Source organism: Amycolatopsis tucumanensis, assembly GCF_021654135.1.
GTDB classification, from domain to species: domain Bacteria; phylum Actinomycetota; class Actinomycetes; order Mycobacteriales; family Pseudonocardiaceae; genus Amycolatopsis_E; species Amycolatopsis_E tucumanensis.
In genome coordinates this window covers 87,147-109,175 of sequence record NZ_JAKGSD010000021.1, presented here as the reverse complement: position 1 = coordinate 109,175, position 22,029 = coordinate 87,147, and the positions used below count along the sequence as shown (strand labels likewise).

Annotated in this window: 25 protein-coding genes; 10 read left to right on the top strand and 15 right to left on the bottom strand. The window is 71.7% G+C overall.

Translation table 11 applies throughout. From position 1 onward, the window contains the following. Positions 1 to 35: 35 nt before the first annotated feature. A complete protein-coding gene (locus tag L2C96_RS21645) occupies positions 36 to 791 on the top strand; it encodes a maleate cis-trans isomerase family protein (RefSeq protein ID WP_237337510.1) in 756 nt (251 codons plus the stop codon). A 67-nt stretch (positions 792 to 858) separates the two neighbouring features. Then, entirely contained in the window at positions 859 to 2,148 is a 1,290-nt protein-coding gene (gene serS / locus L2C96_RS21640) for a serine--tRNA ligase (RefSeq protein WP_237337509.1), read from the top strand. On the opposite strand, the gene L2C96_RS21635 is transcribed toward serS, so the two are convergent. Next, positions 2,145 to 2,555 carry a Rossmann-fold NAD(P)-binding domain-containing protein gene (locus L2C96_RS21635; RefSeq protein ID WP_237337508.1) on the bottom strand — a complete coding sequence of 137 codons (411 nt, stop codon included), beginning with the start codon at positions 2,553 to 2,555 and terminating at the stop codon, positions 2,145 to 2,147. The genes serS and L2C96_RS21635 overlap by 4 nt on opposite strands. A gap of 334 nt (positions 2,556 to 2,889) precedes the next feature. On the opposite strand from L2C96_RS21635, the gene L2C96_RS21630 reads away from it, so the two are divergent. Beyond that, a complete protein-coding gene (locus L2C96_RS21630) occupies positions 2,890 to 3,639 on the top strand; it encodes a DUF2382 domain-containing protein (protein WP_237337507.1) in 750 nt (249 codons plus the stop codon). Between the two features lie 45 nt (positions 3,640 to 3,684). On the opposite strand, the gene L2C96_RS21625 is transcribed toward L2C96_RS21630, so the two are convergent. The 4 genes from L2C96_RS21625 to L2C96_RS21610 are packed head-to-tail and all read right to left on the bottom strand — an operon-like array spanning position 3,685 to position 6,832. After that, on the bottom strand, positions 3,685 to 4,590 hold the full coding sequence (locus L2C96_RS21625; RefSeq protein ID WP_237337506.1) for a haloalkane dehalogenase: 906 nt from the start codon (positions 4,588 to 4,590) through the stop codon (positions 3,685 to 3,687). Positions 4,591 to 4,613: 23 nt separating this feature from the next. Next, positions 4,614 to 5,066, bottom strand: a complete 453-nt coding sequence (locus tag L2C96_RS21620) for a DUF350 domain-containing protein (protein ID WP_020416421.1) — start codon at positions 5,064 to 5,066, stop codon at positions 4,614 to 4,616. Positions 5,067 to 5,109: 43 nt separating this feature from the next. After that, entirely contained in the window at positions 5,110 to 6,276 is a 1,167-nt protein-coding gene (locus L2C96_RS21615) for a glutathionylspermidine synthase family protein (protein ID WP_020416420.1), read from the bottom strand. 1 nt (position 6,277) lies between these two features. Then, positions 6,278 to 6,832, bottom strand: a complete 555-nt coding sequence (locus tag L2C96_RS21610) for a hypothetical protein (protein ID WP_237337531.1) — start codon at positions 6,830 to 6,832, stop codon at positions 6,278 to 6,280. A gap of 125 nt (positions 6,833 to 6,957) precedes the next feature. Here L2C96_RS21610 and L2C96_RS21605 point away from each other — a divergent pair, with 125 nt between their 5' ends. The 3 genes from L2C96_RS21605 (at position 6,958) to L2C96_RS21595 (ending at position 9,709) form a co-directional block, all read left to right on the top strand. After that, positions 6,958 to 7,890 (top strand): septum formation family protein, encoded by a 933-nt coding sequence (locus L2C96_RS21605; RefSeq protein ID WP_235716051.1) that lies wholly within the window; start codon positions 6,958 to 6,960, stop codon positions 7,888 to 7,890. 6 nt (positions 7,891 to 7,896) lie between these two features. After that, complete coding sequence (locus tag L2C96_RS21600; protein ID WP_020416417.1) at positions 7,897 to 8,247, top strand: metallopeptidase family protein; 351 nt, start codon at positions 7,897 to 7,899, stop codon at positions 8,245 to 8,247. A 250-nt stretch (positions 8,248 to 8,497) separates the two neighbouring features. Beyond that, complete coding sequence (locus L2C96_RS21595; protein ID WP_020416416.1) at positions 8,498 to 9,709, top strand: MFS transporter; 1,212 nt, start codon at positions 8,498 to 8,500, stop codon at positions 9,707 to 9,709. On the opposite strand, the gene L2C96_RS21590 is transcribed toward L2C96_RS21595, so the two are convergent. Beyond that, positions 9,696 to 11,258: an AMP-binding protein gene (locus L2C96_RS21590; RefSeq protein ID WP_237337505.1), complete on the bottom strand. Its 1,563-nt coding sequence runs from the start codon at positions 11,256 to 11,258 to the stop codon at positions 9,696 to 9,698. The genes L2C96_RS21595 and L2C96_RS21590 overlap by 14 nt on opposite strands. Positions 11,259 to 11,354: 96 nt before the next feature. Between L2C96_RS21590 and L2C96_RS21585 the strand changes: the two genes are divergently transcribed. Continuing rightward, positions 11,355 to 11,759: a hypothetical protein gene (locus tag L2C96_RS21585; RefSeq protein WP_020416414.1), complete on the top strand. Its 405-nt coding sequence runs from the start codon at positions 11,355 to 11,357 to the stop codon at positions 11,757 to 11,759. Here L2C96_RS21585 and L2C96_RS21580 read toward each other — a convergent pair whose 3' ends face one another. From L2C96_RS21580 to pheA, 3 genes are all read right to left on the bottom strand, one after another. Beyond that, positions 11,760 to 12,398 (bottom strand): DUF4232 domain-containing protein, encoded by a 639-nt coding sequence (locus L2C96_RS21580; protein WP_039791165.1) that lies wholly within the window; start codon positions 12,396 to 12,398, stop codon positions 11,760 to 11,762. It lies immediately after the preceding gene. Positions 12,399 to 12,551: 153 nt separating this feature from the next. Further along, positions 12,552 to 13,169: a histidine phosphatase family protein gene (locus L2C96_RS21575; protein WP_237337504.1), complete on the bottom strand. Its 618-nt coding sequence runs from the start codon at positions 13,167 to 13,169 to the stop codon at positions 12,552 to 12,554. Beyond that, complete coding sequence (pheA, locus tag L2C96_RS21570) at positions 13,166 to 14,080, bottom strand: prephenate dehydratase (protein WP_020416411.1); 915 nt, start codon at positions 14,078 to 14,080, stop codon at positions 13,166 to 13,168. The genes L2C96_RS21575 and pheA overlap by 4 nt, the downstream gene beginning before the upstream one ends. A 97-nt stretch (positions 14,081 to 14,177) precedes the next feature. Here pheA and L2C96_RS21565 point away from each other — a divergent pair, with 97 nt between their 5' ends. The 3 genes from L2C96_RS21565 to L2C96_RS21555 all read left to right on the top strand — a co-directional run bounded on the left by L2C96_RS21565 (position 14,178) and on the right by L2C96_RS21555 (position 16,387). After that, a complete protein-coding gene (locus L2C96_RS21565; protein ID WP_027935612.1) occupies positions 14,178 to 14,792 on the top strand; it encodes a macro domain-containing protein in 615 nt (204 codons plus the stop codon). Positions 14,793 to 15,156: 364 nt separating this feature from the next. Next, positions 15,157 to 16,089, top strand: coding sequence for a type I pantothenate kinase (gene coaA, locus L2C96_RS21560; RefSeq protein ID WP_017986156.1), 933 nt, complete (start codon positions 15,157 to 15,159; stop codon positions 16,087 to 16,089). A gap of 127 nt (positions 16,090 to 16,216) precedes the next feature. Continuing rightward, on the top strand, positions 16,217 to 16,387 hold the full coding sequence (locus L2C96_RS21555; protein ID WP_020416408.1) for a hypothetical protein: 171 nt from the start codon (positions 16,217 to 16,219) through the stop codon (positions 16,385 to 16,387). On the opposite strand, the gene L2C96_RS21550 is transcribed toward L2C96_RS21555, so the two are convergent. Genes L2C96_RS21550 through L2C96_RS21530 form a run of 6 tightly spaced genes read right to left on the bottom strand, consistent with a single transcriptional unit; the run spans position 16,384 to position 21,989 of the window. Further along, positions 16,384 to 17,052, bottom strand: a complete 669-nt coding sequence (locus tag L2C96_RS21550) for an SDR family NAD(P)-dependent oxidoreductase (RefSeq protein WP_308191170.1) — start codon at positions 17,050 to 17,052, stop codon at positions 16,384 to 16,386. The genes L2C96_RS21555 and L2C96_RS21550 overlap by 4 nt on opposite strands. Continuing rightward, positions 17,049 to 17,219 carry an SDR family NAD(P)-dependent oxidoreductase gene (locus L2C96_RS45135; protein WP_308191169.1) on the bottom strand — a complete coding sequence of 57 codons (171 nt, stop codon included), beginning with the start codon at positions 17,217 to 17,219 and terminating at the stop codon, positions 17,049 to 17,051. Before L2C96_RS45135 ends, L2C96_RS21550 begins: the two co-directional genes overlap by 4 nt. A gap of 10 nt (positions 17,220 to 17,229) precedes the next feature. Continuing rightward, positions 17,230 to 18,702: a hypothetical protein gene (locus tag L2C96_RS21545; RefSeq protein WP_237337503.1), complete on the bottom strand. Its 1,473-nt coding sequence runs from the start codon at positions 18,700 to 18,702 to the stop codon at positions 17,230 to 17,232. 51 nt (positions 18,703 to 18,753) lie between these two features. Next, on the bottom strand, positions 18,754 to 19,779 hold the full coding sequence (locus L2C96_RS21540) for a hypothetical protein (protein ID WP_237337502.1): 1,026 nt from the start codon (positions 19,777 to 19,779) through the stop codon (positions 18,754 to 18,756). Positions 19,780 to 19,785: 6 nt separating this feature from the next. Next, positions 19,786 to 20,949, bottom strand: coding sequence for a hypothetical protein (locus L2C96_RS21535; protein ID WP_237337501.1), 1,164 nt, complete (start codon positions 20,947 to 20,949; stop codon positions 19,786 to 19,788). Further along, complete coding sequence (locus L2C96_RS21530; RefSeq protein WP_237337500.1) at positions 20,946 to 21,989, bottom strand: hypothetical protein; 1,044 nt, start codon at positions 21,987 to 21,989, stop codon at positions 20,946 to 20,948. The genes L2C96_RS21535 and L2C96_RS21530 overlap by 4 nt, the downstream gene beginning before the upstream one ends. Between the last annotated feature and the right edge of the window lie 40 nt (positions 21,990 to 22,029).

Here is a 22,029-nt window from a genome sequence, read left to right as displayed (position 1 = left end):
CCTGGCGGGCGCTGCCGGGAGAGGGAGACGCCGCGATGACAGCTGATCCGTTCGAGATCACCCTGCCGGTCCAGACCGGGATCGGTGTGGTCGCGCCGTTCGACTTCGCCCTCGACCGGGAGCTGTGGCGGTGGGTGCCGGACCACGCGTGCTTGCACACCACGCGCCTGCCCTACCTGCCCGAGCCGGTCACCGTGCAGCTCGCCGAGGCGCTGGCCGACCCGCACGGCGTCCGCCGCGCCACCCGCGACCTGCTCGTCCCCGAACCCGAGGTGGTCGCCTACTCGTGCACGTCCGGCAGCTTCATCGGCGGCGCCGCGGGCGAGGCCGCGCTGGTCGCGGCGATGCTCGACGCCGGGGCGCCACGCGCGGTCACCACCTCCGGCGCGATGGTCGGCGCGCTGGAGTCGCTGGGCGTGCGCCGGGTGGCGGTCGTGACGCCGTACGTGGACGCGGTCACCGACCGGCTGGTGTCGTTCCTCGCCGAGTACGGCATCACCACCACCGCGAGCGTCGGGCTCGGCATGCTCGGCGAAATCTGGAAGATGACCTACGCGCACGTGCTGGCCGCGGTCGCCGAGCTGGACACCACCGGCGCCGACGCGTTGTTCGTGAGCTGCACGAACGTCCCCACCTACGACGTGATCGAGCCCCTGCGGCGGCGCCTGGGCATCCCGGTGCTCACGGCCAACCAGGTGACCATGTGGTCGGCCCTGCGCGCCGCCGGCGTGCCACTCGACTGGGACCTGGGCGCGCCGTCGCGGCGGGAGATCGGGCTGCCGACCGGGTAGCGCGAAACCCGCTGGTCGGGCTCGTTACGCTGGAGCGCATCCGTACCGGCTCGCACCAGGAGTACTGATGCACGACCCCCGCCAGCTGCTCGACCCCGAGGTGGACGCGGCCGCCAAGCTGCGCCGTCGCGGGTACGTGCTCGACACCGACCACCTGAGCAAGCTGGTGAGCAGGCGGTCCTCCGTCATCAGCGAGGGCGACCAGGCGCGGGCCGAGTCGAAGAAGGCCGCGGCCGAGGTCGGCGCGGCCGCCAAGCGCGGTGAGGACGTCACCGAGCTGCGCGAGCGGGCCCGCGAGCTGAAGAACCGGATCACCCGGCTCGAGGAGGAGCAGCGGGAGGTCGAGGCGGAGCTGCACGAGTTCCTGCTCGGCATCCCGAACATCCCGCTCGACGAGATCCCGGACGGCGCCACCGAGGAGTTCGCCGAGGAGGTGCGCCGCGTCGGCACCCCGCCGGAGTTCGACTTCGAGCCGCTCGACCACGTCGACCTGGGCGAGCGCGCCGGGATCCTCGACCTGAGCCGCGCGACGAAGCTGTCCGGCCCGCGGTTCGCGGTGTTCAAGGGCGCCGGGTCGCGCCTGCAGCGCGCGCTGGCGCAGTTCTTCCTCGACGTGCACACCGGCGAGCACGGCTACACCGAGTTCAGCCTGCCCGCGCTGGTCACCCGGCAGACCATGACCGGCACCGGCCAGCTGCCGAAGTTCGAGGAGGACCTGTTCCGCACCGGGGTGGCGGACCGGGAGCTGTTCCTCATCCCGACCGCCGAGGTGCCGCTGGTCAACCTGCACGCGGGCGAGATCCTGCAGCTGGAGGACCTGCCGCTGCGCTACACCGCGCACACGCCCTGCTTCCGCTCGGAAGCCGGGTCGTACGGCAAGGACACCCGCGGCCTGATCCGGCAGCACGAGTTCTCCAAGGTCGAGCTGGTGCAGTTCGTCGAGGAGGAGCGCTCGCGCGAGGCGCTGGACGAGATCCTGTCGCACGCCGAGGCGCCGCTGCGCAAGCTCGGGCTGCCGTACCGGGTCATCAAGCTCGCGGCCGGGGACACCGGGTTCTCCGCGCAGATCACCTTCGACGTCGAGGTGTGGCTGCCCAGCCAGGGCACCTACCGGGAGATCTCCAGCGCGTCGGACACCGGCACGTTCCAGGCGCGGCGGGCGAACATCCGCGGCAAGGGCAAGGACGGCAAGCGGGCGCAGATCGCCACGCTGAACGCGTCCGGCCTGCCGATCGGGCGGACGCTGGTGGCGGTGCTGGAGAACAACCAGCAGGCCGACGGCTCGATCCGGATCCCCGAGGCGCTGGTGCCCTACACCGGTTTCGCGCTCATCAACCCCGACGGCAGCACGGCCTAGAGCAGCCTCGCCGTCTCGTCCAAGAGGCGGCGCTGGATCTCCGCGCCGCGACCCGATTTGGGGCAATCGAGCGGCTGGGCGTCCCGGACGGAGTAGTAGCCGCCGGAGGCGAGGGTGTCGTCGGTCGCGAGCCGGGTGATGATCCCGGCTCCGCGACGCGGATCGCCGATCCGCAAGCCGCGCAGGGTCTTTTCGAGCAGCCCGGCGAACGGCAGTTCCCGGCCGAGGCCGGTGGTGTCGAAGCCGGGGTCGCAGCACACGGCGGAGCCGCCGGGGCCCGCGAGGCGGCGGGCCAGTCCCTGGCTGAACACGATCGCCATGAGCTTCGTCCGGCCGTAGTGGACGGACGACTCGCGGCGGGTGTATTCGCCGACCGGCTGCCCGGCCGCGTGGCGGAGCTCGTCCACCTTCGCGCTGAGGTACCTCACTACTTTCCGAGAGGTGCACATGCCGGAAGCCGGGAAGATCGGGCTGCGCTACCTGACCGTCTCCAACCAGGTGCGGCGGGCGGTGGACGAGCACCTGGCGCGGGGCGGGCCGTCACCTAAATCCTCTCCCGCGTCTTCGGCCGGCTCGAACCGCGTCAGCTGTCCACCCTGGACGCTTTGCTCGACGCGATCGAAGCAGCGGCAACCGATGCGCGGGTGACGCCCACGTGAGTGATCCCTGATGGTGTCAGTTTCGCACCCCCACCGATCCGTCTACACCCATGGCGGAACGGAAACGGGGAAGGAGTGAGCAATGACTGGCACCATGCGTCCCGAGGAGCTCATGGAGAACGCGGTGGTGGACACCCACGGCCGCAAGATCGGGAAGGTCGGCACGGTCTACGTCGCCGACGACACGCAGCAGCCGGAGTGGGTCACGGTCCGCACCGGGATGTTCGGGCACAAGGAAAGCTTCGTGCCGCTCAAGGGCGCCACGATGGACCGTGACGGCCTGCACGTGCAGGTGACCAAGGAGAAGGTGTCCGAGGCGCCGCAGACCGACGGCGACCGGCACCTGTCCGAACAGGAATCCGCCGAGCTGTACCGGTTCTACGACATGCCGGCGCCGCGGGCCAGCCAGGAGAACCGGGGCGGCGGCCGCACCACGCCGCAGCCTGGCAAGCGCGGCGCCGCGGGCGAGTCGATGACCCGCTCGGAGGAACGGCTGAACGTCGGCACCGAGCGCGTCGAGACCGGCCGGGTGAAGCTGCGCAAGTACACCGTCACCGAGGAGCAGCAGGTCAAGGTGCCGGTGACGCACGAGGAGGTGCGGCTGGAGCGCGAGCCGATCACCGACGGCGACCGCACCGGCGCCCGGATCTCCGACGAGGAGCAGGAGATCACCCTGCACGAGGAGCGCCCGAAGGTCGAGAAGGAGACCGTGCCGGTCGAAAAGGTGCGGCTGGCCAAGGAAACCGTGCGCGACGAGCAGACCGTGTCCGGCCAGGTGCGCAAGGAGCGCGTCGAGATGGAGGACGACACCAAGCAGCGCCGCAACCGCTGACGCGGGGACGCCACGGTGGTGCCGCCACCGTGGCGTCCGCGGCTGTCAGCCGGTGACGAATCGGGCGATGATCCGGCCCAGTTCCTCGCCCTGGTCCTCCTGCAGGAAGTGGCCCGCGTTCGCCAGCGTCCGGTGGTCCTGGCCTGCCGCGCCCTTCATGGCGCGCTGCAGGACGGGGGCCGCCGGGCCGGTGATCGGGTCGCTGTCGCCGAAGGCGCAGAGGAACGGGATGTCCAGTTCGGACAGCACCGACCAGGCGCGGCGGTTCGCCTCGCTCGCCGGGTCGTCCGGAGTGGTCGGCACCAGCCCGGGCATGGCGCGTGGGCCTGCCTTGTACATCTCGTTGGGGAACGGCGCGTCGTAGGCGGCGCGCTCTTCGTCCGTCAGCTTGGTGCGGCAGCCGGACTGCACGAACCGTCCGATGTCGAGCACCGGCGCCTTCTGCACGGCGTTGCGGAAGGCGAGCCACTCGGGCGGCATGGACTGGTCGCCGGTCGGCAGCACGGTGTTGGCCGCCACCACGCGGGCGAACCGGTCCGGGTTCTCGGCGACGACGCGCAGCCCGATCAGGCCGCCCCAGTCCTGCCCGACCAGCGTGACGTCACGCAGGTCGAGCGCGTCGAACGCGAACGAGCGGATCCACTCGACGTGCCGCGCGTAGGTGTGGTCGGCGACGTCGACGGGCTTGTCGGAGCGGCCGAAGCCGATCAGGTCGGGCGCGATCGCTCTGATCCCGGCTTCGGCCAGCACCGGCAGCACCTTGCGGTAGAGGAAGGACCAACTGGGCTCGCCGTGCAGGAGCAGCACGACGGGACCGTCGAACGGGCCTGCCTCCACGTAGGAGATCCGGACGATGCCGTCGTGCTCGCTCTCCAGGTCGCAGTAGAGCGGCGGGTAGTCGAAGTCGGGGAGGTCGGTGAACCGGTCTTCGGGAGTCCTCAGCAGGCGCACACACCCACCCTAGGGGCTACCGGTCAGCTGATCGAGACCGCGACGACCAGACCCAGCGCCAGGTGCGCGGCCGCGACCACGATGCTGGCCGGCGCGAACACCTCGCTCTGCATGGTCCCCTTGACGTCGATGCGGGTCGACCACTCCAGCAGCCGCACCGCCAGGACCTGCACGATGATCCCGAGCAGGCCGTAGACCAGCGAGGTGATCAGGCCTTCGGTGAGGTCGCTGGCCGAGTTGAAGATCGCGACGACCACGATGAACGCCATCGACAGCATCCCGGACGCCGTGACGATCACCGCGTTCGGCAGGCCGCGGCGCACCAGGTCGGACAGCTTGCCGGGGGTGGTCCAGTCGATCGCGTAGAACCCGACCAGCATCAGCAGCAGCCCGATGACGCCGTACAGCAGGATCGCACCGATCCCGCGCACGAGGTCGGAACCGAACGTCTCGGCCAGCGCGAGGGTGTGGGTCACGGATTCTCCCAGTTTGGTGGTGTGAGTGATCGCGGGTGGTTTATCACGATTGCGGGATCCGGTGTGGGACGAACGCGGCGCCGTCGTCGGTGACCAGGCCCGCGGTCTCCCGGATGCCGAGGCCCGCGGACGTGTCGCCGACGATCCACGCGCCCAGCGCCGGGCGGAACCCGTCGAACTCGGGCAGCGGGTCGAACGCCTGGTAGACGTACCCCTCGGCGCCGTAGACGCCGCCGGTCTCGGTCTCGTAGCCGGGCGCCACGATCTGCACGTTCGCGCCCTCGCGGCCCAGTTTCGGCTTGCGCACGTACTCGGTGAGGATGCCCGGCTGGTCGACGAACGCGGGCAGCAGGTTCGGGTGGCCCGGGTAGTTCTCCCACAGGATCGCCAGCAGCGTCTTGTTCGAGAGCAGCATCTTCCACAGCGGCTCGATCCACAGGGTGCGCGGCAGTGATTCGGCGGCGAAGCGGCCGAACTCCTCCTCGACCACCCACTCCCACGGGTACAGCTTGACCACGGTGTTCATCGGCGCCTCTTCGAGGTCGACGAACCGCTTCAGCACCGGGTCCCAGCCGATCTCCTCGATGGCCAGGCCCACCGTGTCCAGGCCGGCCTCGGCCGCGGTCTCCTGCAGGTAGGAGGTGGTGATGTGGTCCTCGCCCGTCGGGTCGGCGCTGGACCAGGTGAAGTACAGCTCGTTGGTGGGCAGCTGGCCGCGGATCTCCTGCCAGCGCTCGACGAGCCGCTCGTGCACCGAGTTCCACTGGTCGTCGTCCGGGAAGACGTCGGTCTTCCAGTGCCACTGCAGCACCGACGCCTCCAGCAGCGACGTCGGCGTGTCGGCGTTGTACTCCAGCAGCTTCGCCGGGCCGTTGCCGTCGTAGCGCAGGTCGAAGCGGCCGTAGACGTGCGGGTCGCGGCGCTTCCACGACTCCGCGATGTGCGGCCACACCCACTCCGGGATGCCGAACTCGCGGTAGCGCTCGGTCAGCACGACGTTGTCGACGGCCTCCAGGCACATCGAATGCAGCAGCTCGACGTCGGCTTCCAGGCTGAGCACCTCGTCCATCTCCAGGACGTAGTGCACCGACTCGTCCCAGTACGGCCGCTCCTGGCCGGAGCCGTAGCGGGCGGGCGTGCCGAACACGAGGCCCTGCTCTTCGACGATGCGCTGCCAGTCCCGCCGCGGCTGGGCGGTCCCCCTCCGCACCCTAGGATCCCCCGCTCTTCCCGTCGCCGCCGCTGGACTTGCCGCTGATGCCGAAGCCGCCGCGCTGCACCGTCTTGCCGGACTGGGTCTTGACCGTGGTGTTGCCGGACGGCGCGGTGTAGGTGCCGCCGCGCACCGGCTGACCGACCGTGCCGGTGCCGCCGTAGTTGTAGCGGTACTGCTCGTAGCGGCCGCCGCCGATCGGGATGAACCAGAAGCCCGAGGCCGAGTTGTAGTACCCGCCGTGGCTGGTGGCGTAGTTGTCGTCGCAGAACTCGTCGGGCCGCACCGTGCCGGTGCTGTCCGTGCAGACCGCGCTGACCTCGTCACCGGTGGCCGCGATGTACCAGCTCGCCACGACGGCGACCAGGCCGACGGTCACGCCGCTGCCGATCAGCACCTTCCGCCGGGTGGCGGCTTTCTGCTCCGCCTGGGCGCGTGCTTGCTCCTCGGCGGCCTCCTGGCGGGCCTGGTCCTCCAGCGCCTGCCGCCGAGCACGCTGCTCGGCCAGCGTGGGCTCCCGTCGTTTGGCCGTCGACGGGTCCTGGAACCGCATCGAGCCACGCGGGGGCTGTTCTTCCGGGGGCTGCTGGCCGCCCGGCGCACCGTCGTCTGTCATCGCGCTCACCCTAACCACCCGAGGGGTGTCCCGTCCCGCTGACGCAGGCATTATGGGACGCGATGCTCGGAGATGGAGTGGAGAAGACCACGCTGCGTACCCGCCTGGTGATGGCGGGTGTGTTTTTGGGCGCCATCCTGGCGTTGTCGCTGAGCGTCGCGTTCTCGTGGGGAGGCGCCGTCAGCGGCGGCGGCGAGGTCGAGGAGTCCCCCGAGGCGAAGGCCGCGTTCACCGCGCCGCCCGGCAGTTGCGTCACGTGGACCATGCCGGACGTGTCGGACATCCACATCGTGCCGTGCGCCCAGCCGCACCTGTACGAGGTCACCGGCGTGGTCAACATCGGCGACAAGTACCCGCCGAACGCGCCCGCGCCGACGGTCGACCAGTGGCGGGACATCGCGCTGGAACGCTGCACGGCCGGTGTGGAGACGTACCTGAACGAGCAGCTCGACCCGTTCGGCCGGTTCACGGTGAGCGCGCTGCGCCCCGGAAACGACGAGTGGGCCGACGGCGACCGCGAGATGCGGTGCGTGCTGCAGTGGGCCGCGCCCGGCGGCAAGCTGGAGCCGATCATCGGCAACGCGGCGGGCCAGTCGCAGTCGGCGGTGTGGGAGCCGGGCACGTGCCTGGCGCTGGTCGACAAGACGGTCGGCAACCCGATCGACTGTGCGCAGCCGCACTCCTACGAGATCGTCGCCACGCTGGACCTGAAGACGAAGTTCCCGGACGGCTACCCGTCGCAGAACGACCAGAAGATCTGGCTGGACACCGAGTGCAACCGGGCGGTCCAGGACTACGCGGGCGAGGTCGACCTGGCGGCGCAGAAGCTGATCCTGACGTGGGACATCCGGGAGCAGGAGAGCTGGGACGCCGGTTCGACGCTGGTGAACTGCAAGGTCGGCGCGAAGCTGGCGGACAACAGCGGCCTCGCGCCGGTGACGGGCAGCATCCGCAAGGCCGGGACGCCGGCTCCGCCCACGAGCCCCGGCAGGTAGTGGCCCGTGCCCGTGGAGATGTCGAAGGCCCGGTTCGAAGAACTGGTGGCCGACGCGCTGGACGAGGTGCCGGAGGAACTGGCCGGCGCGATGGACAACGTGGTCGTGCTGGTGGAGGACCATAACGACGAGGCGCCGGACATCCTCGGCCTCTACCACGGCGTCGCGCTGACCGAACGAACGAGCGACTACGGCGGCGTGCTGCCCGACCGGATCTCGATCTACCGCACCCCGATCCTCGCCATGTGCGATTCGGAGGAGCAGGTGGTGGAAGAGGTGCTGATCACGGTGGTGCACGAAATCGCACACCACTTCGGCATCGACGACAGCCGCCTGCACGAACTCGGCTGGGGCTAGCGGCCACGCACTAGAGGCGACCACCAAGGGTGGGCCTCGCTCGCGTTCTCCCCGTCGCCTGGCTGCCACCAACCCAACCACCCCGGCGACCCGGCCCCTTCCTCCCCAGAGCTTGCCCGCCGGCGAGGCATCTTTTGTCTTTCGCCAACCCCCGATTCGGGTTCATCAACTCGCCTTTCCGACGCTCGTCATGGCAGCATCGGAAGCACTGGGGAATCGGGACGCCACCGAGGGTGATCATGAAGGACGTATGCCGGACCGGCGGCTGAGCTGGCTGCTGGCGGCCAATGCGGTGGGCAACCTCGCCGACGGGATCGGCAAGGTCGCCTTTCCGCTGCTGGCCGCGACCCTGACGCGTGACCCGGTGCAGATCGGCGCGCTGTCCGCCACCCAGTTCCTGCCGTGGCTGCTGCTCGGCGTGTTCGCCGGGACCCTCGCGGACCGGGTGGACCGCAAGCGGGCCGTCCTGCTGGCGAACGCGACGCGGGCGGTGGTCGTCGGGCTGACCGCGCTGCTCGTGTACACCGGCACGTTGTCGATCTGGCTCGTCTACGTCGCCGCGCTGCTGCTGGGTGCTGCCGAGACGGTGGCGGAGAGCGCGGGCAACGCGATGATCCCGGCGCTGGCCAGGCCGGATCAGCTGGAGAGCGCGAACAGCAAGTTCCAGGGCGCCGAGATCCTCGGCCAGACCTTCCTCGGCGGGCCGATCGGCAGTCTCACGTTCGCGGTGTTCGCCGCGTTCCCGTTCCTGCTGAACTCGGCCGGGTTCGCGATCGCGGCCGCGTTGCTCGTCGGGCTGGCGGGCAGTTTCCGGCCGAAGACCCGGGCCGAGCCGACCCGGTTGCGCACCGACCTGGTCGACGGGCTGAAGTGGCTGGTCCACCACCCGCTGCTGTGCCGTCTGGTGGTCATCGCCGGGCTGATCAGCTTCGCCAGCGAGATGGCACAGGCCCAGCTGGTGCTGTACGCGCTGGAGGACCTCGGGCTGAGCGAGGCCGCGTTCGGGCTGTTCACGTTCGTCGGCGGCATCGGCGGGCTGGCCGGCGCCGCGGTCGCGCCGCGGCTGGTGCGGCGCGCGGGGCGGCGGCCGGTGCTGGTGGCCGGGATCTTCGCCGGTGGCGTCGGGTTCGGCGCGATGGGCCTGGTGCACCAGCCGATCGCCTCCGCCGCCCTGTTCGGGCTGTTCGCGGCGGCCGTCGTGGCGGTGAACGTGGTGCTGGCGACCGCCCGCCACACCCTGGTGCCGAGCGAGCTGCTCGGCCGCGTGCTCGGGGTGTGGCGGACGGTCGTGTGGGGCGCGATCCCGCTCGGCGCGCTGGCCGGCGGCGCGCTGACGCAGGTGCTCGGCAGCGCGAGCGCCACCTTCGCGGTGTCCGGGGGCGCCCAGATCGCGCTGGCCGCGCTCGCCGTGCTGCTGCTGTGGCGGTTCTCGATGGATCGCGAGCCGGTCAGCTCTTCCTGAGCAGGAACCGCTGCAGCTTGCCGCTCGGGGTCTTCGGCAGCTCGGGCACGAAGTGCACCTGGCGCGGGTAGGCGTGCGCCGCGTACTTCGTCTTCACCAGCTGCTGCAGCTCCGCCACCAGCTCCTCGCCCGGTTCGGCGCCCTGGCGGAGCACGACGAACGCGGCCACCACCTCGCCGCGCAGCTCGTCCGGCAGGCCGACGACGGCCGCCTCCGCGACGGCGTCGTGCTGCAGCAGCACGCTTTCCACCTCGAACGGGCCGATGCGATACCCGGCCATCAGGATGACGTCGTCGTCCCGCGAGGCGAACGTGAAGTAGCCGTCCGCGGACTTCGTGGCCACATCCCCGGTCAGGTACCAGCGGCCGTCGGCGGAGAACCGCTCCGCGGTGCGATCCGGCGCGTCGCGGTACCCGGTGAACCACATCAGCGGGCTGTGCTCCAGGTCGACGGCCACCCGGCCCTGCTCGCCCGGCGGCGCGACCTCGTCGGCGTCGGGGCGCAGCACCTCGGCCCGCCATCCGGGCAGCGCGCGTCCCATCGAGCCCGGCCGCAGCTCGCCGCGGATGTCCGGGTGCCAGCCGTTCGCGATCACCATGCCCAGCTCGGTCTGGCCGTAGTGGTCCAGGATCGGCACGCCGAACGCCTTCTCCGCCCACTCGATGACGTCCGGGTTCAGCGGCTCGCCCGCCGACGAGCAGTGCCGCAGCCGCAACCCGTCCGGCACCGGGACGTCGGCGTTGCGCAGCGCGCGGTAGACCGTCGGGCCCGCGGTGAAGTTGGTGACGCCGAACCGCTCCAGCACCGAGTAGGTCAGCTCCGGGGAGAACCCGGCGTGCAGCAGCAGGCTGCGCTGCCCGAGCGCGAGCGGGCCGATCACGGCGTAGTACAGGCCGTAGGCCCAGCCCGGGTCGGCGGCGTTCCAGAACACGTCGTCCGGCCGGTGGTCCAGGCCGAACTCCTGGTACATCCGGAACGCGGCGATCGCCCGCGCCGGGATCGGCACGCCCTTCGGCGCACCTGTCGTGCCGGACGTGAACAGCTCCACGATCGTCCCGTCGCCGCCGACGGCGACCGGCTCCGGCTGGGGTTCCGCGTGCAGCAGGTCGGCGAACGCGAGGTCGTCCCCGCTCGCCTCGCCGGTGACGATCACCCGCCGCTCGCCGGGGACCTCGTCGAGCTTGGCGCGCTGCGACGGGTCGGCGATGACCACTTGGACGCCGCCGACCCGGGTCTCGATCGCGGGCGGCGCGAAGGCCGTGAACAGCGGCACCTGCACCGCGCCGAGCCGCCAGATCCCCAGCACGGCGACGACGAACTCGGCCGACTTGGCCATCAGCGTCGCGACCCGGTCACCGCGCCCGACCCCCAGTTCCGCCAGCGCGGTGGCGAAGCGCGCGGAGGCGTCCCGCAGCTCGCCGAAGGTGAGGTCGCGGCTGGTCAGGTCCGGTTCGATGACGGTGAAGGCCACGTCGCCGTCCGGGTGGTCGTCGCAAAGCAGCCGGGCGACGCAGGCGTCCGGCCGGTCGTAGGGGGACGTCGATGTCATGGAGCCGATGGTCGTCGCCGGGGCCCGCGCGTGCCACCCCCGGATGGGGGCCGATCAGCGTCTGGTGCGGGCGTCCGGTCGGTGCTGGAATGTCCTATGCGGATCAGCGACTCCGATGAGCCGGTCGCGGCGCGGCGCCGGCTGGTGCTGGCGGGTGTCGCCGGGTTCGCGGTCGGCGCCGGGATGATCGGCGTGCTGTGGGCGTCGACCACCGCGGTGAGCGGCCCGACCGCGGACGCGAAGGCCGCGTGCGCCGCGCTGGCCAGGGCCGAGCCGCTGCCGGAGGGCCGCGTCGGCCGGGGCACGCTCGAACCGGGCGTGCTGCAGCACATCATGGCGGCGGACGCGCTGGCCTCGGCGGCCGCCGAGGTCAGCTCGACCTACGACGACCTCGCCGACCACATCGACGGCGTGCGGCGGATGGCGCTGAGCCTCAACTTCGCCGACCCCAACGGCCGGCGGCACCTCGCCCAGGCCCGTGAGATCTGCGGCACCGTCTAGCTACTCGCCGCTGCCCTTCTGGATCGTCCGGACGGTGAGCTGGTCACCGGGGATCTTCTCGCTCGCGCAGCCCGTGGTGGGCAGCTCGACGAACATCGACGCCGTCTCCTGCGGCGGGTAGACCCGCAGGCCGCGCACCGGCTGCGGCTGGCACGTCACGGTGTCGTAGTTCTGCACGTTGACGAACCCGATCTCGGCGTAGGCGGTGTCGCCGTTGTTCAGCGTGAACGCGCCGCCCTTCTCGCCCTGACGGACCGCCGCGGGGCCCACCTGGTGGCCGTCCTCCCCGGCGACGTACGAAACGCCCGGGAAGCCCTGGATCACACACGGACGGTCACTCACGTTGGTGAAGATCAGCGGCCGGTAGACCGTGCCGGCGCCGGCGTCACCGTGACCGAGGGTCAGCTTGAGGTCGCTGGACTTGCACAGCGTCTCGCCGGCCTTCGTGCTGGTCGCCGCGTCCGGTTCGGGTGACGACTCGGACGTGGACGGGCTGCTCGAGGTGGAGCCTGGCGTCGTCGGCGCCCCCGACTGGGGCTGGGCGTTCTCGGTGCCCGCGGTGCCGCAGCCGGCCAGGACGGCCGCCAGTGCCGCCGTCGCCACACCGAGCCCGATGCGCGGGAAATGTCCTCGAACCACGATCTTTCCCCTCCCTGTGCCGATCGGAGCACTACCCGGGAGACGTGCGGTCCACACGCCGGGTTGCGTGGTGTCACGCGATTTTCCGACGACCCATCGCGACATGCGGTGAAACTACAACAAACCACCCTGCGTCACCGCCCGGGAAGTCGCCTACATGGGCAAACCGACCCAGTTCAGGCACTGCCAGCCACCGTCCGCGGCGATCTCCAGCTCGACGATGCCGGTGTTCGGGATCAGGCCCTGATCGGCCAGCTCGAGCCGCACATTCGGGGCCAGCCACTCCGCGCCGACGCGGATCAGCCCGCCGTGCGAGACCAGCACCACGACACCGTCCGATCGGGTGAGGTCGTGACGCTCGGCGAGACCGGCGATCGCGCCGGTGAACCGCGCCCTGGCCTGCTCGCCGGTCTCCCCGCCGGGCATCGAGACGTGCAGCTCGCCGCGGGTCCAGTGGCTGACCACGGTCAGGTAGTGCTCGATCGCCTCCCGGTCGTGGCGGCCCTCCAGGTCGCCGACGACGATCTCGTGCACGCCCTCGACCCGCTCCACCGTCATGCCCAGCGCCTCGGCCAGCGGGGCCGCCGTCTGCTGCGCGCGGATCGCGTGCGACGCGTAGACCGCCTCCACCGGCTCGGTCGAGAGCTTCTCGGCAAGCTGCCGCGCCTGCTCGTGGCCCAGCTCGGTGAGCGGCGGCCCGGGCAGCGCGGTGTCCAGCTTCTTCGCGACGTTGGCCGGGGTCTGCCCGTGCCGGACCAGGTACAGCTTCACGCCTGCTCCCCTCTCTGCACCGCGGCGACCCAGTCCGCGGCGTCGGTGAAGTCTTCGTTGCGGGCGGCCGGTTCGATGGTCGCCGTCACCCCGTCGGCCCGGGCGAACGAGCCGAGGAACCGGACATCCCGGCAGCGGCGGCGCAGCGCGGCGAGCGCGTCGGCGATGCGCGGCTCGGCGACGTGTCCCTCGAAGTCGATGAAGAACCGGTACTCGCCGAAGTTCTGCTTGTTCGGGCGGGCGTCCAGGCGGGTCAGGTTGATGCCGCGGGTCGCGAGCTCGGTGAGCAGTTCGGCGAGCGCGCCGGTGCGGTTGGCGGCCGCGGCGACGATCGAGGTGCGGTCGGCGCCGGTCGGCTCCGGCAACGTCACCGGTGGCCGCCGCATCAGCAGGAACCGGGTGCGGGCGTCCCGGACGTCGGCGACCTCCGTCGCCAGCACCTTCAGCGGGTAGTGCTCGACGGCGACCGGCGCGGTCACGGCGGCGTCGAACTCCCCTGCCTGCACGGCGACCGCGGCCGCCGCGGTCGAGCCGGCCGCCACCGCGCGGGCGCCGGGCAGGTTGTCCTCCAGCCACTTCCGGACCTGCGCGAGCGCGTGCGGATGGCTCGCCACAGTACGGATTTCGCCGACGTCGTCCCGCGTGAGGACGCTGAAGTGCACTGGCAGCAAGGCTTCCGCAACACCGATCAACGGCTCGCCGACGGCGAGGCTGTCCAGCGTCGCGGGAACCGCGCCCTCGACTGAGTTTTCGACCGGCACGCACGCCGCATCCGCTTCACCGCGCCGAACGGCGTCCAGCGCCTTCGGAATCGTCTCGGCGGCGACGAGTTCGTCCCCCGCCGTCGTGAAAGTGCGCGCCGCCTGCTCGGTGAACGTCCCGACCGGCCCGAAGTATGCGATCCGTGACACGCGGACAGGCTACGCACCGCGCCGGGACTTGGTCTGTTCAGGCATTCGAGTGCGTCTCGTGGTTACGCGGGGTCGCGTTTTTTGGCATGGTGTAGAGGTGACTGCCGAATCGGGCACCCAACCCACCGGCAACCGAACGGAGGACCAGGTCGCTCCCTCGACTCCCGCCCTGGTGCTGTGTGCCGTCGACGAACCACTCGCCAGCGCGTGGCGCTCCGTTGTGGACACCATGACGGGATCGGTGCGCGTGCACCAGGGTTCGGTGCTGGACGTCGTCGCCGACGCCGTGGTGAGCCCGGCGAACTCGTTCGGCTGGATGCGCGGCGGGATCGACGCCGTCTACGCGCGCGCCTTCCCGAACGTCGAGCAGAACGTCCGCAGCACGATCCTCGCCTACCACGGCGGCGAACTGCCGGTGGGCAGCGCGGTCGTGGTCCCCACCGGCGAGCCCGCGCCCGCGTGGCTGATCAGCGCGCCGACGATGCGTGAACCCGGCGAGCGACTGCCCGCCGATACGGTCCACCCGTACCTGGCGGCGCGGGCGGTGTTCCTGCAGTGGCGCGACGGCGTGCTGGAGCAGGGCGTGGCGGTGCGCGCGGTCGTGGGGACGATCGCGATGCCCGGTCTCGGCACCGGCGTCGGCGGCGTCAGCCCGGAGACCTGCGCGCGCCAGGTGGCGGCGGCCTGGGACGAGGTCTTCCGGCGCAACTAGGTTCTGTTTCCCAAGCGGCGGAGCCGCTTGCGGTGGGCCGTCACCTGGCGCCGCCGCGGGTTTGAACGGGCGGAGCCGCGCGGAGCGCGTCCGTTGAGGGTGGTGGTGGGTGACGCAGATGGAGACCGCCACGCGAAGCGCGTCCGTTGAGGGTGGTGGCGGGCTGGCGGGAGGGGCCGCCACCCGCACCGCCACGCAAGCCCCTTCCGGACACGCCCTAACACTCCCGCGCTGGTCAGCGGCGCTTTCCGGGGTGCGTGTAGAAGGTCACAGCGCATTTACGCGCCGTAAGACCTACCGTTGAACCTGCGTTACCGGAGATGTCGACGCCAGCCCAGCCCACCGACGGGCAAGGAGTGTGGGAATGCCACGGGTACGTGAGCTCAGCCCGTACGTCGAGCTCCACCGGGAGCAGTGGCGGGAGCTGCGTCGCAGCACCCCGTTGCCGCTGACTGCCGAGGAGCTGCGCGGTCTGCGGGGGCTCGGGGAGCAGATCGATCTGACCGAGGTCGCCGAGGTCTACCTGCCGCTGTCGCGGATGATCAACCTGCAGGTCGCGGCGCGTCAACGTCTCTACGAAGCCACCACGACCTTCCTCGGCGAGGATTGCCGCGGCACGAAGGTGCCGTTCGTGATCGGCATCGCCGGCAGCGTCGCGGTCGGCAAGTCGACCACCGCACGCATCCTGCGCACCCTGCTCGCCCGCTGGCCCGACCACCCGCGCGTCGACCTGGTCACCACCGACGGGTTCCTCTACCCGAAGGCCGAGCTGGTCCGCCGTGGCATCATGCACCGCAAGGGCTTCCCGGAGAGCTACGACCGCCGCGCGCTGCTGCGCTTCGTCTCCGACGTCAAGTCCGGCGCCGAGTCGGTCAGCGCGCCGGTGTACTCGCACCTCGCCTACGACATCCTGCCCGGCGAGGAGCAGGTCGTGAACCGGCCGGACATCCTCATCATCGAGGGCCTGAACGTGCTGCAGCCCGGCCCGAGCCTGACGGTGTCGGACCTGTTCGACTTCTCCATCTACGTGGACGCGCACATCGAGGACATCGAGCGCTGGTACGTGGAGCGGTTCCTGAAGCTGCGCAGCACGGCGTTCGCCGACCCGGCCTCGCACTTCCACCACTTCGCCACGCTGGACGACGTCGAGGCCCGCGCCGAGGCGCGGCACCTGTGGCGCACTATCAACGAGCCGAACCTGGTGGAGAACATCCTGCCGACGCGCCCCCGCGCGACGCTGGTGCTCCGGAAGGACCCGGACCACAGCATCAACCGGGTGCGCCTGCGCAAACTGTAGGCGCGGCCTCGGCCGAACGGCTGACCCCGGCGACCGAGCGGTAACCGGTTGGCCGATACCGCCGGCACCTCGCAAAGCTCACCCTGGAGTGCAGGAAATGCGCCCTGACCAGGGAGGAGGCACGCCGATGTTCGCGATCATCTTCACGTGGATCGGCGCCGTGCTCGGTATCACGGTGCTGCTGGTGATGGCCTTCGGTGCGTTCGTCCTCGATTTCGAAGACGCTCTCGCCGACCGCCGCCGCAAGCGCCCGCTCGACCCCGTGGCCGTGGACAGCCCGACGACCGCCGTTCCCTAGCCGGTGAGGTGCGCGCCCGCGAGAGCGAGGCTCCGGGCGCGCAGCGTCGCCCTCGCCGCTTCGTCGTAGGCCTGTTCGTTCGCCCGGGCCGGCCGGTCCCGGTCGAAGAACTGGCCAGTCACGCCCTCGACCTCCGGATCGACCGCCAGCCTGCGGGTGGCCGCCACCCCGGTGTCCAGGGTGTCGGAGCTGAAGCCGATCTCGGACAGGACGATCTTGGTCGGCATGTAGGTGCCCGGGTGCAGGCTGGTCGCGGTCAGCTCGGCGGGCGCGAACCGCCCGGCGAGGTCGAGGCAGTGCATGATCTGCGCGAGCTTGCTCTGCCCGTACGCACGCGTACCCGAGTAGCCCCGCTCGATCATGAGGTCGTCGAAGTCGAGCGGGTGCTGGCCCAGTGACGCGACGTGCACGACGCGGGCGGCGTGGTCCGCGGTCGCCGAGGCCCGCAGCAGCGGGATCAGGTTCTCGGTGAGCACGAAGGTCGCCAGGTAGTTCACCGCGAAGCGCAGCTCGTGGCCGTCCCGGCTGGTGCGGCGCTCGCGGCCGTCCGGCTCGCCGGACCCGATGCCGGCGTTGTTGACGAGCACGTCGAGCCGGCCGGCTTCCTCCGCGATCGTGCCTGCCAGCCGGGCAACCTGGGCGAGTTCGGACAGGTCGGCGGTCACTGTGACCGGCGCGGGGCCCCGGCGGCACGCACCTCCGCGGCGATCCGGTCGAGTTTGCCGGGATCACGACCGTGCAGGACGAGACGGACGTCTTCGGCGGCGAGACGCACCGCGAGGGCCCGGCCGAGGCCGTCGGTGGCGCCGGTGATCGCGACGGTCCGGGTCACTGCCGCTGCCTCACTCGTCCGCCGAGCCCGGGTCCAGCTCGTCGAGGGCGGCGACGTAGTCGTCGAGGTCGAACTCCAGCTCGCCGTCCTCGTCCTGGGTGAGGTGCTCCTCCAGGACCGCCGTCAGCTCGGCCAGCACCTCGTCGCGCTCCAGGCCCGACTCGGTCAGGCGCTGGGCGGCGATCCAGGTCTCGGCGGGCTCGCCGTCCCATAGCTGGTCGACCACCGTCGTCAGCGCCACCGCCCGCAGCTCGGACTCGTCGTCGTCCTCGAACTCGGCCGCGAACTCGCTCAGCACCAGCATCCGGCGCTGCTCGGGGTCGGACGGGTCGAGCTCGACCTCGTCGTCCTCGGTCTCGACCGTCAGCGACGGCAGCGCGAACTGGCGGCGTTCCAGCAGGTCCTGCACGTCCTCCGGAGTCAGGTCCTCCGAGCCGGCCAGGTAGGCGTCCAATGCGGACTCCTCCTCCGGCTCGCGGTCGTCCAGCCGGTCCTCGACCGCCTCGACCAGCGCGGTCAGCGCGTCCTCGGGCAGGCCCTGGCGCTCGCCGAACACGCGCGCCCACACCGGCAGCAGCGCGGCCATCGCCGCGTCCTGCTCCTCGGTCAGCTCGATCTGCCCGTCGTCCACGAAGTCCACAAAGGACTCCAGCTTGGCCGGGCCGACCCGCAGCGGGCGCCGCGCGTCGTGCTCCAGGCCGAACTCGATCAGCCGCAGCGCGACCACGCGGGCGTCCTCGGTGTCGCCGACCTCGTTCCCGGCCGCGGCGAAGAACGAGTCGATGACCTCGGCCTGCTCCTCGACCGACAGCGGCTCCGGCTCCGCGACCTCCGCCGGCTCCGGCAACGCGCGCAGCCGGGCCAGTGCGAGCGCGCGGAACCGGACGAAGTCCTCGCCCACCTCGGGCTCGGCCTGCCACTCGGTGCCCGCGAAGGCGTCCGCGATCACCTCGTGGGCCTGCTCGGGGCTGATCTCCGCGGACTCGCCGACCGCCCGCAGCTCGGCCAGCACGTCCTGCGGCGACTCGACGATCGCGGCGTCGGTGACCCAGCCGCCGAAGCTGCCGTAGTTGATCGACACGACCAGCCCGTGGTCGCCGAACGACACCAGCACCGAGCTCTCGTCGCCGTAGACGTCGGTGGCGCGCCAGCAGGCGCCGGGCGTGACCTGGTTCAGCTTCGCCGCCCAGGCCGGCTCGGGCAGCCCGAACTTTTCCAGCGCCAGGCCCGCGGCCTCGCGCTGGTCCTCGTCCGCGGCCAGGACCCGCAGCGCGGCCAGCGGCGCCACCAGGCGCTCCGGCTCGGCGGTGCTCGCGGCGAGGTCGATCAGGCCGGCCGCGAGGTCGTCGTCGGCCTCCCACCACTCGCCGAGGATCTCCGAGGTGACCAGCTCGACGCGGGTCGGATCGGCGTCGTTCCCCAGTTCGGCGAAGGCGTTCAGAACCTCGTCGAAAGCGGTCTCCGGCTGCGGCACCTCGGTCATGCGCTCATGTTCGCACCAGCCGCGGCCGGGCCGACGCGCGGGATCGGCGTTTCACTCCTTGGGCAGCGCGATCCGGGCGTTCCGGATTTCGGTGATCAACCGGACCTTCCGCTTGTGCCTGCCGACCAGTTCGGCCAGGTAGGGCGCGAAGTCCGCCCCGCGGCCGACCGTCCGGTACAGCTTGCGCAGCCGGCGCAGGGCGCGCGCCGCCTCGCGGTAGTGCTCGACGGTCCGGCTGCCGATCAGCTCCTCCACGTGGGCCCGGTGGACCTCCAGCAGCTCCGCGGCCTCGTCCTCGCGGCCTGCCGCGACCAGCGCCTCGATCAGCGCGTCGGCGTTCGCGACAGTCGGCTCGCGGTCGAACTCCGCGCGCCGCAGGCCCAGCACGTCGTCGGCGAGCTCGGTGGCCGCCGGGTCCTGCTTCAGCGCCCGCGCCGCGTAGGTGATCGCCTCGCTCGTGCGGCCCGCGGCCCGCAGCACGCGCACGATCCGCAGGCTCGCCTCCATGGTCGGCAGCTGCTTGGACAGGATCGCGACCAGGCCGTCGACGTCGCCGGAGATCTCCACCAGTTGCTCGTGCAGCCGCTCGGCGACCGGCCGCTTCGCCCGGTCGCGGCCGGCCCGGTCGACGTGGGACCGCAGCTGGGCCAGCCCGGTCTCGCCGAGCGGGACGGCGAACTGGGCCAGGTCGATCTCGGTGCGCCCGTCGAACGCGATGCCGGCGAGCCAGTCGGCCAGCTCGACGGGGTCCGGCGGCCGGGCCGCGCACGCCCGCGCGTAGAGGCCGAGGGCGCGCCGCAGCTCGGCGCCGTCGCCCTCGTCCCGGCAGATGCGCTCCACGGTGCGGCGGGCCAGCGGGGCGACGTCGGCGCGGGTGCCGGAGTCGAGCAGCCGCTGCACGGTGTCCAGCACCGGGCCGATCTTCGCGACCTCGGCCTGCGGCTCCGGCGCCGCGGCCCGCAGTTCGAGCGACCGTCGCAGTTCCGGATCGCGTTCGGCCTGTTCGTGGAGCAGTCCGGCCAGCGTCTCGGAGTCGAGGGAGGACAGGTAGGCGCGGAGATCCGTCACCCCGCACATCCTGGCCTACTCGCGTCGCAGCGCGATCGGCGCGGCACCGCCTGTTTCATGATCGAAATCCGCGTCTTCCTCGGCGAGCAGGTCGCGGAACTCCTCGGTGATCTCGTCCAGCTCCTCCAGCAGCCGCTCGATCGCGGCGGGCCGCAGCCCGGAGCGCTCGCCGGCCCAGCGGCCCCACGGCGGCAGGACCTCCGGCAGGGTCGCCAGGAACTCCTCGGGGAAGCCCTCGGTGTTGAGGACGTCCTCCAGGAGGAGGTCGAACTTGCCGGGGCCCACCCGCAGCGGGCGGCCGAAGTCGTCGTCGCAGCCGTAGTCCACGACGAACCGGACGCAGTCGGTGAACCAGCGGTCGTCGCGGACGCCGTCGGCCTCGGCGAGGAAGGCGCGCACCAGCTCGTCCCGCTCCTGCTCGGTGAACGTCGGCGGTTCCACGGGCGGCTCGGCCGGCGGCATGGCGCGCAGCCGGGCGGCGACCAGCGCGCGCAGCGGGGTGAGCGGGTCCTCGGCGATCACGTCCGGCAGCAGGGCCGCGGCGCTGTCGTTGACCGCGACCGCGTCTTCCAGGATCCGGCGTGCCTTCGGCAGCGGGATCCGCTCGGTCACGAAGACCTCGCTGGCCTCCTCGCCCGCGCGCATGCTGTCCACCAGGTCGCCCACCTGGTCGGTGAGGTAGACGTCGCCGAGGCCGCCGCCGCTGAGCTCGACCTCGGCGACGAGCCCGTGCGCGTGACCGGCCCGGGCCGCACACAGCAGCAGGGTGGCCCCGTCGCCGTACACGTCGGCCTGCTGCCAGCACTCGGTGACGGTGAGGTCGCCCAGGTCCCAGGGCGGTTCGGGCATGGCGGAGAAGGCGTCGGCCGCCTCCGCGGCGCGGTCGCGCTGCTCCTCGGTGAGGGCCAGGTGCTGCAGCATCCGCAGCAGCGCGCGGGCGGCCGGGCTCGGGCGGCGGGCGGCGTCGTCGATCAGCGGCAGCACGACGTCGCGGCCTTCGTCGGACGGGTGCCACAGGTCGCCGAGGATCGTCGAGGCCATCAGCTCGACCTCGACCGGGTCGCGCTCGGCCAGCGCGTCCTCCGCGTCGGCGAGCACGGTCTTGAGCAGCTGCCGCCGCTCGTCGGAGACGGCGGACTTCTTCTTCGCGGGCTTTCGCTTCCGGCTGACCGGGCTCATGCGCCCATGGTGGCAGCTCCGCGGCCGGAGACCACCCTGGGCAGCGCGATGCGGGCGTTGCGGACCTCGACGAGGAGGCGGGTCTTGCGCTTGTGCGTCTCGACCAGGCCGGCCAGGTACTCGCCGAACTCCGGCACCCGGTCCGCGCGTTTGTGCAGGGCCCGCAGCTCACGCAGCCGCTGGGCCGCCTCGCGGTAGCCGCCCGGGTCCTTGAGCTGGATCAGCTCGTCGACGTGCAGGCGGTAGACCGGGATCGCCTCGGCCGGGTCGTGTTCGGCGAGGCGGGACAACGCCTGCTCGCGCTCCTCGGGCCAGCGGCCGAGCTCCTCGGCGGCGGCCCGCAGCGCGCGGTAGGTGTCCGGCGACGGGTGGCGGCGGAACTCGGCACGGCGCAGGGCGAGCACGCCCTCGCGCGGGTGCACGACGGTGCGGGCGGCGTGGGCGATGGCCTCGCCGTGGCGGCCCGCGGAGCGCAGCAGGCGGACGATGCGCAGCGTGGTGGCCGGGGTGGGCGGCTGGGCGGATAGGATCGCGAGGAGGGTGTCGACGTCGCCGGTGACCTCGGCGAGCTGCTCGGTCAGGCGGCGGGTGGCGTCGTTCTCCGGGGCCTCGCCGAGCGCGGCCTTGAGGTGCGTGAAGCCTTCGTCGCCGAGCGCGGCGGCGAAGTCGGCGAGGTTGATCTCGGGCCAGCCGGGCCGGTCGAGCTGCGTTTCCAGGATCCAGTCGGCCAGCTCGCGCGGGTCGGGTGGGTGGACGGCGCAGGCGCGGGCGTAGAGGCCGATCGCGCGGCGCAGCTCGGCGCCGGTGGCTCCGGTGTCGGCCATCCGGCGGGCCAGCGGGGTCAGGTCGGCCTGGGTGCCGGCGTCGAGGAGTCGTTGCAGAGTGTCCAGAACCGGACCGACGGTGCCGTGCGCGACGGCGCGCAACTCCAGCTCGTGTCGTAACCGCGGGTCACGGTCCGCCTGTTCGAGGAGGAGTTCGGCCAGCGTCTCCGCGTCGAGAGTGCGCAGGTAGGCACGCAGATCCGGGGCCGAGGTCATGCGGACAATCCTGCCGCACCCGATGGAAGGAGACCGTCAC

What these genes read in the sequence shown, in the direction of transcription:
- L2C96_RS21645 (WP_237337510.1), top strand. Translation starts at nt 36, where the DNA reads ATGACAGCTGATCCGTTCGAGATCACCCTGCCGGTCCAGACCGGGATC.
- serS (WP_237337509.1), top strand. Translation starts at nt 859, where the DNA reads ATGCACGACCCCCGCCAGCTGCTCGACCCCGAGGTGGACGCGGCCGCC.
- L2C96_RS21630 (WP_237337507.1), top strand. Translation starts at nt 2,890, where the DNA reads ATGACTGGCACCATGCGTCCCGAGGAGCTCATGGAGAACGCGGTGGTG.
- L2C96_RS21610 (WP_237337531.1), bottom strand. Translation starts at nt 6,832, where the DNA reads ATGCGGTTCCAGGACCCGTCGACGGCCAAACGACGGGAGCCCACGCTG.
- L2C96_RS21605 (WP_235716051.1), top strand. Translation starts at nt 6,958, where the DNA reads ATGCTCGGAGATGGAGTGGAGAAGACCACGCTGCGTACCCGCCTGGTG.
- L2C96_RS21595 (WP_020416416.1), top strand. Translation starts at nt 8,498, where the DNA reads ATGCCGGACCGGCGGCTGAGCTGGCTGCTGGCGGCCAATGCGGTGGGC.
- L2C96_RS21590 (WP_237337505.1), bottom strand. Translation starts at nt 11,258, where the DNA reads ATGACATCGACGTCCCCCTACGACCGGCCGGACGCCTGCGTCGCCCGG.
- L2C96_RS21585 (WP_020416414.1), top strand. Translation starts at nt 11,355, where the DNA reads ATGCGGATCAGCGACTCCGATGAGCCGGTCGCGGCGCGGCGCCGGCTG.
- coaA (WP_017986156.1), top strand. Translation starts at nt 15,157, where the DNA reads ATGCCACGGGTACGTGAGCTCAGCCCGTACGTCGAGCTCCACCGGGAG.
- L2C96_RS21555 (WP_020416408.1), top strand. Translation starts at nt 16,217, where the DNA reads ATGTTCGCGATCATCTTCACGTGGATCGGCGCCGTGCTCGGTATCACG.
- L2C96_RS21545 (WP_237337503.1), bottom strand. Translation starts at nt 18,702, where the DNA reads ATGACCGAGGTGCCGCAGCCGGAGACCGCTTTCGACGAGGTTCTGAAC.
- L2C96_RS21540 (WP_237337502.1), bottom strand. Translation starts at nt 19,779, where the DNA reads ATGTGCGGGGTGACGGATCTCCGCGCCTACCTGTCCTCCCTCGACTCC.
- L2C96_RS21535 (WP_237337501.1), bottom strand. Translation starts at nt 20,949, where the DNA reads ATGAGCCCGGTCAGCCGGAAGCGAAAGCCCGCGAAGAAGAAGTCCGCC.
- L2C96_RS21530 (WP_237337500.1), bottom strand. Translation starts at nt 21,989, where the DNA reads ATGACCTCGGCCCCGGATCTGCGTGCCTACCTGCGCACTCTCGACGCG.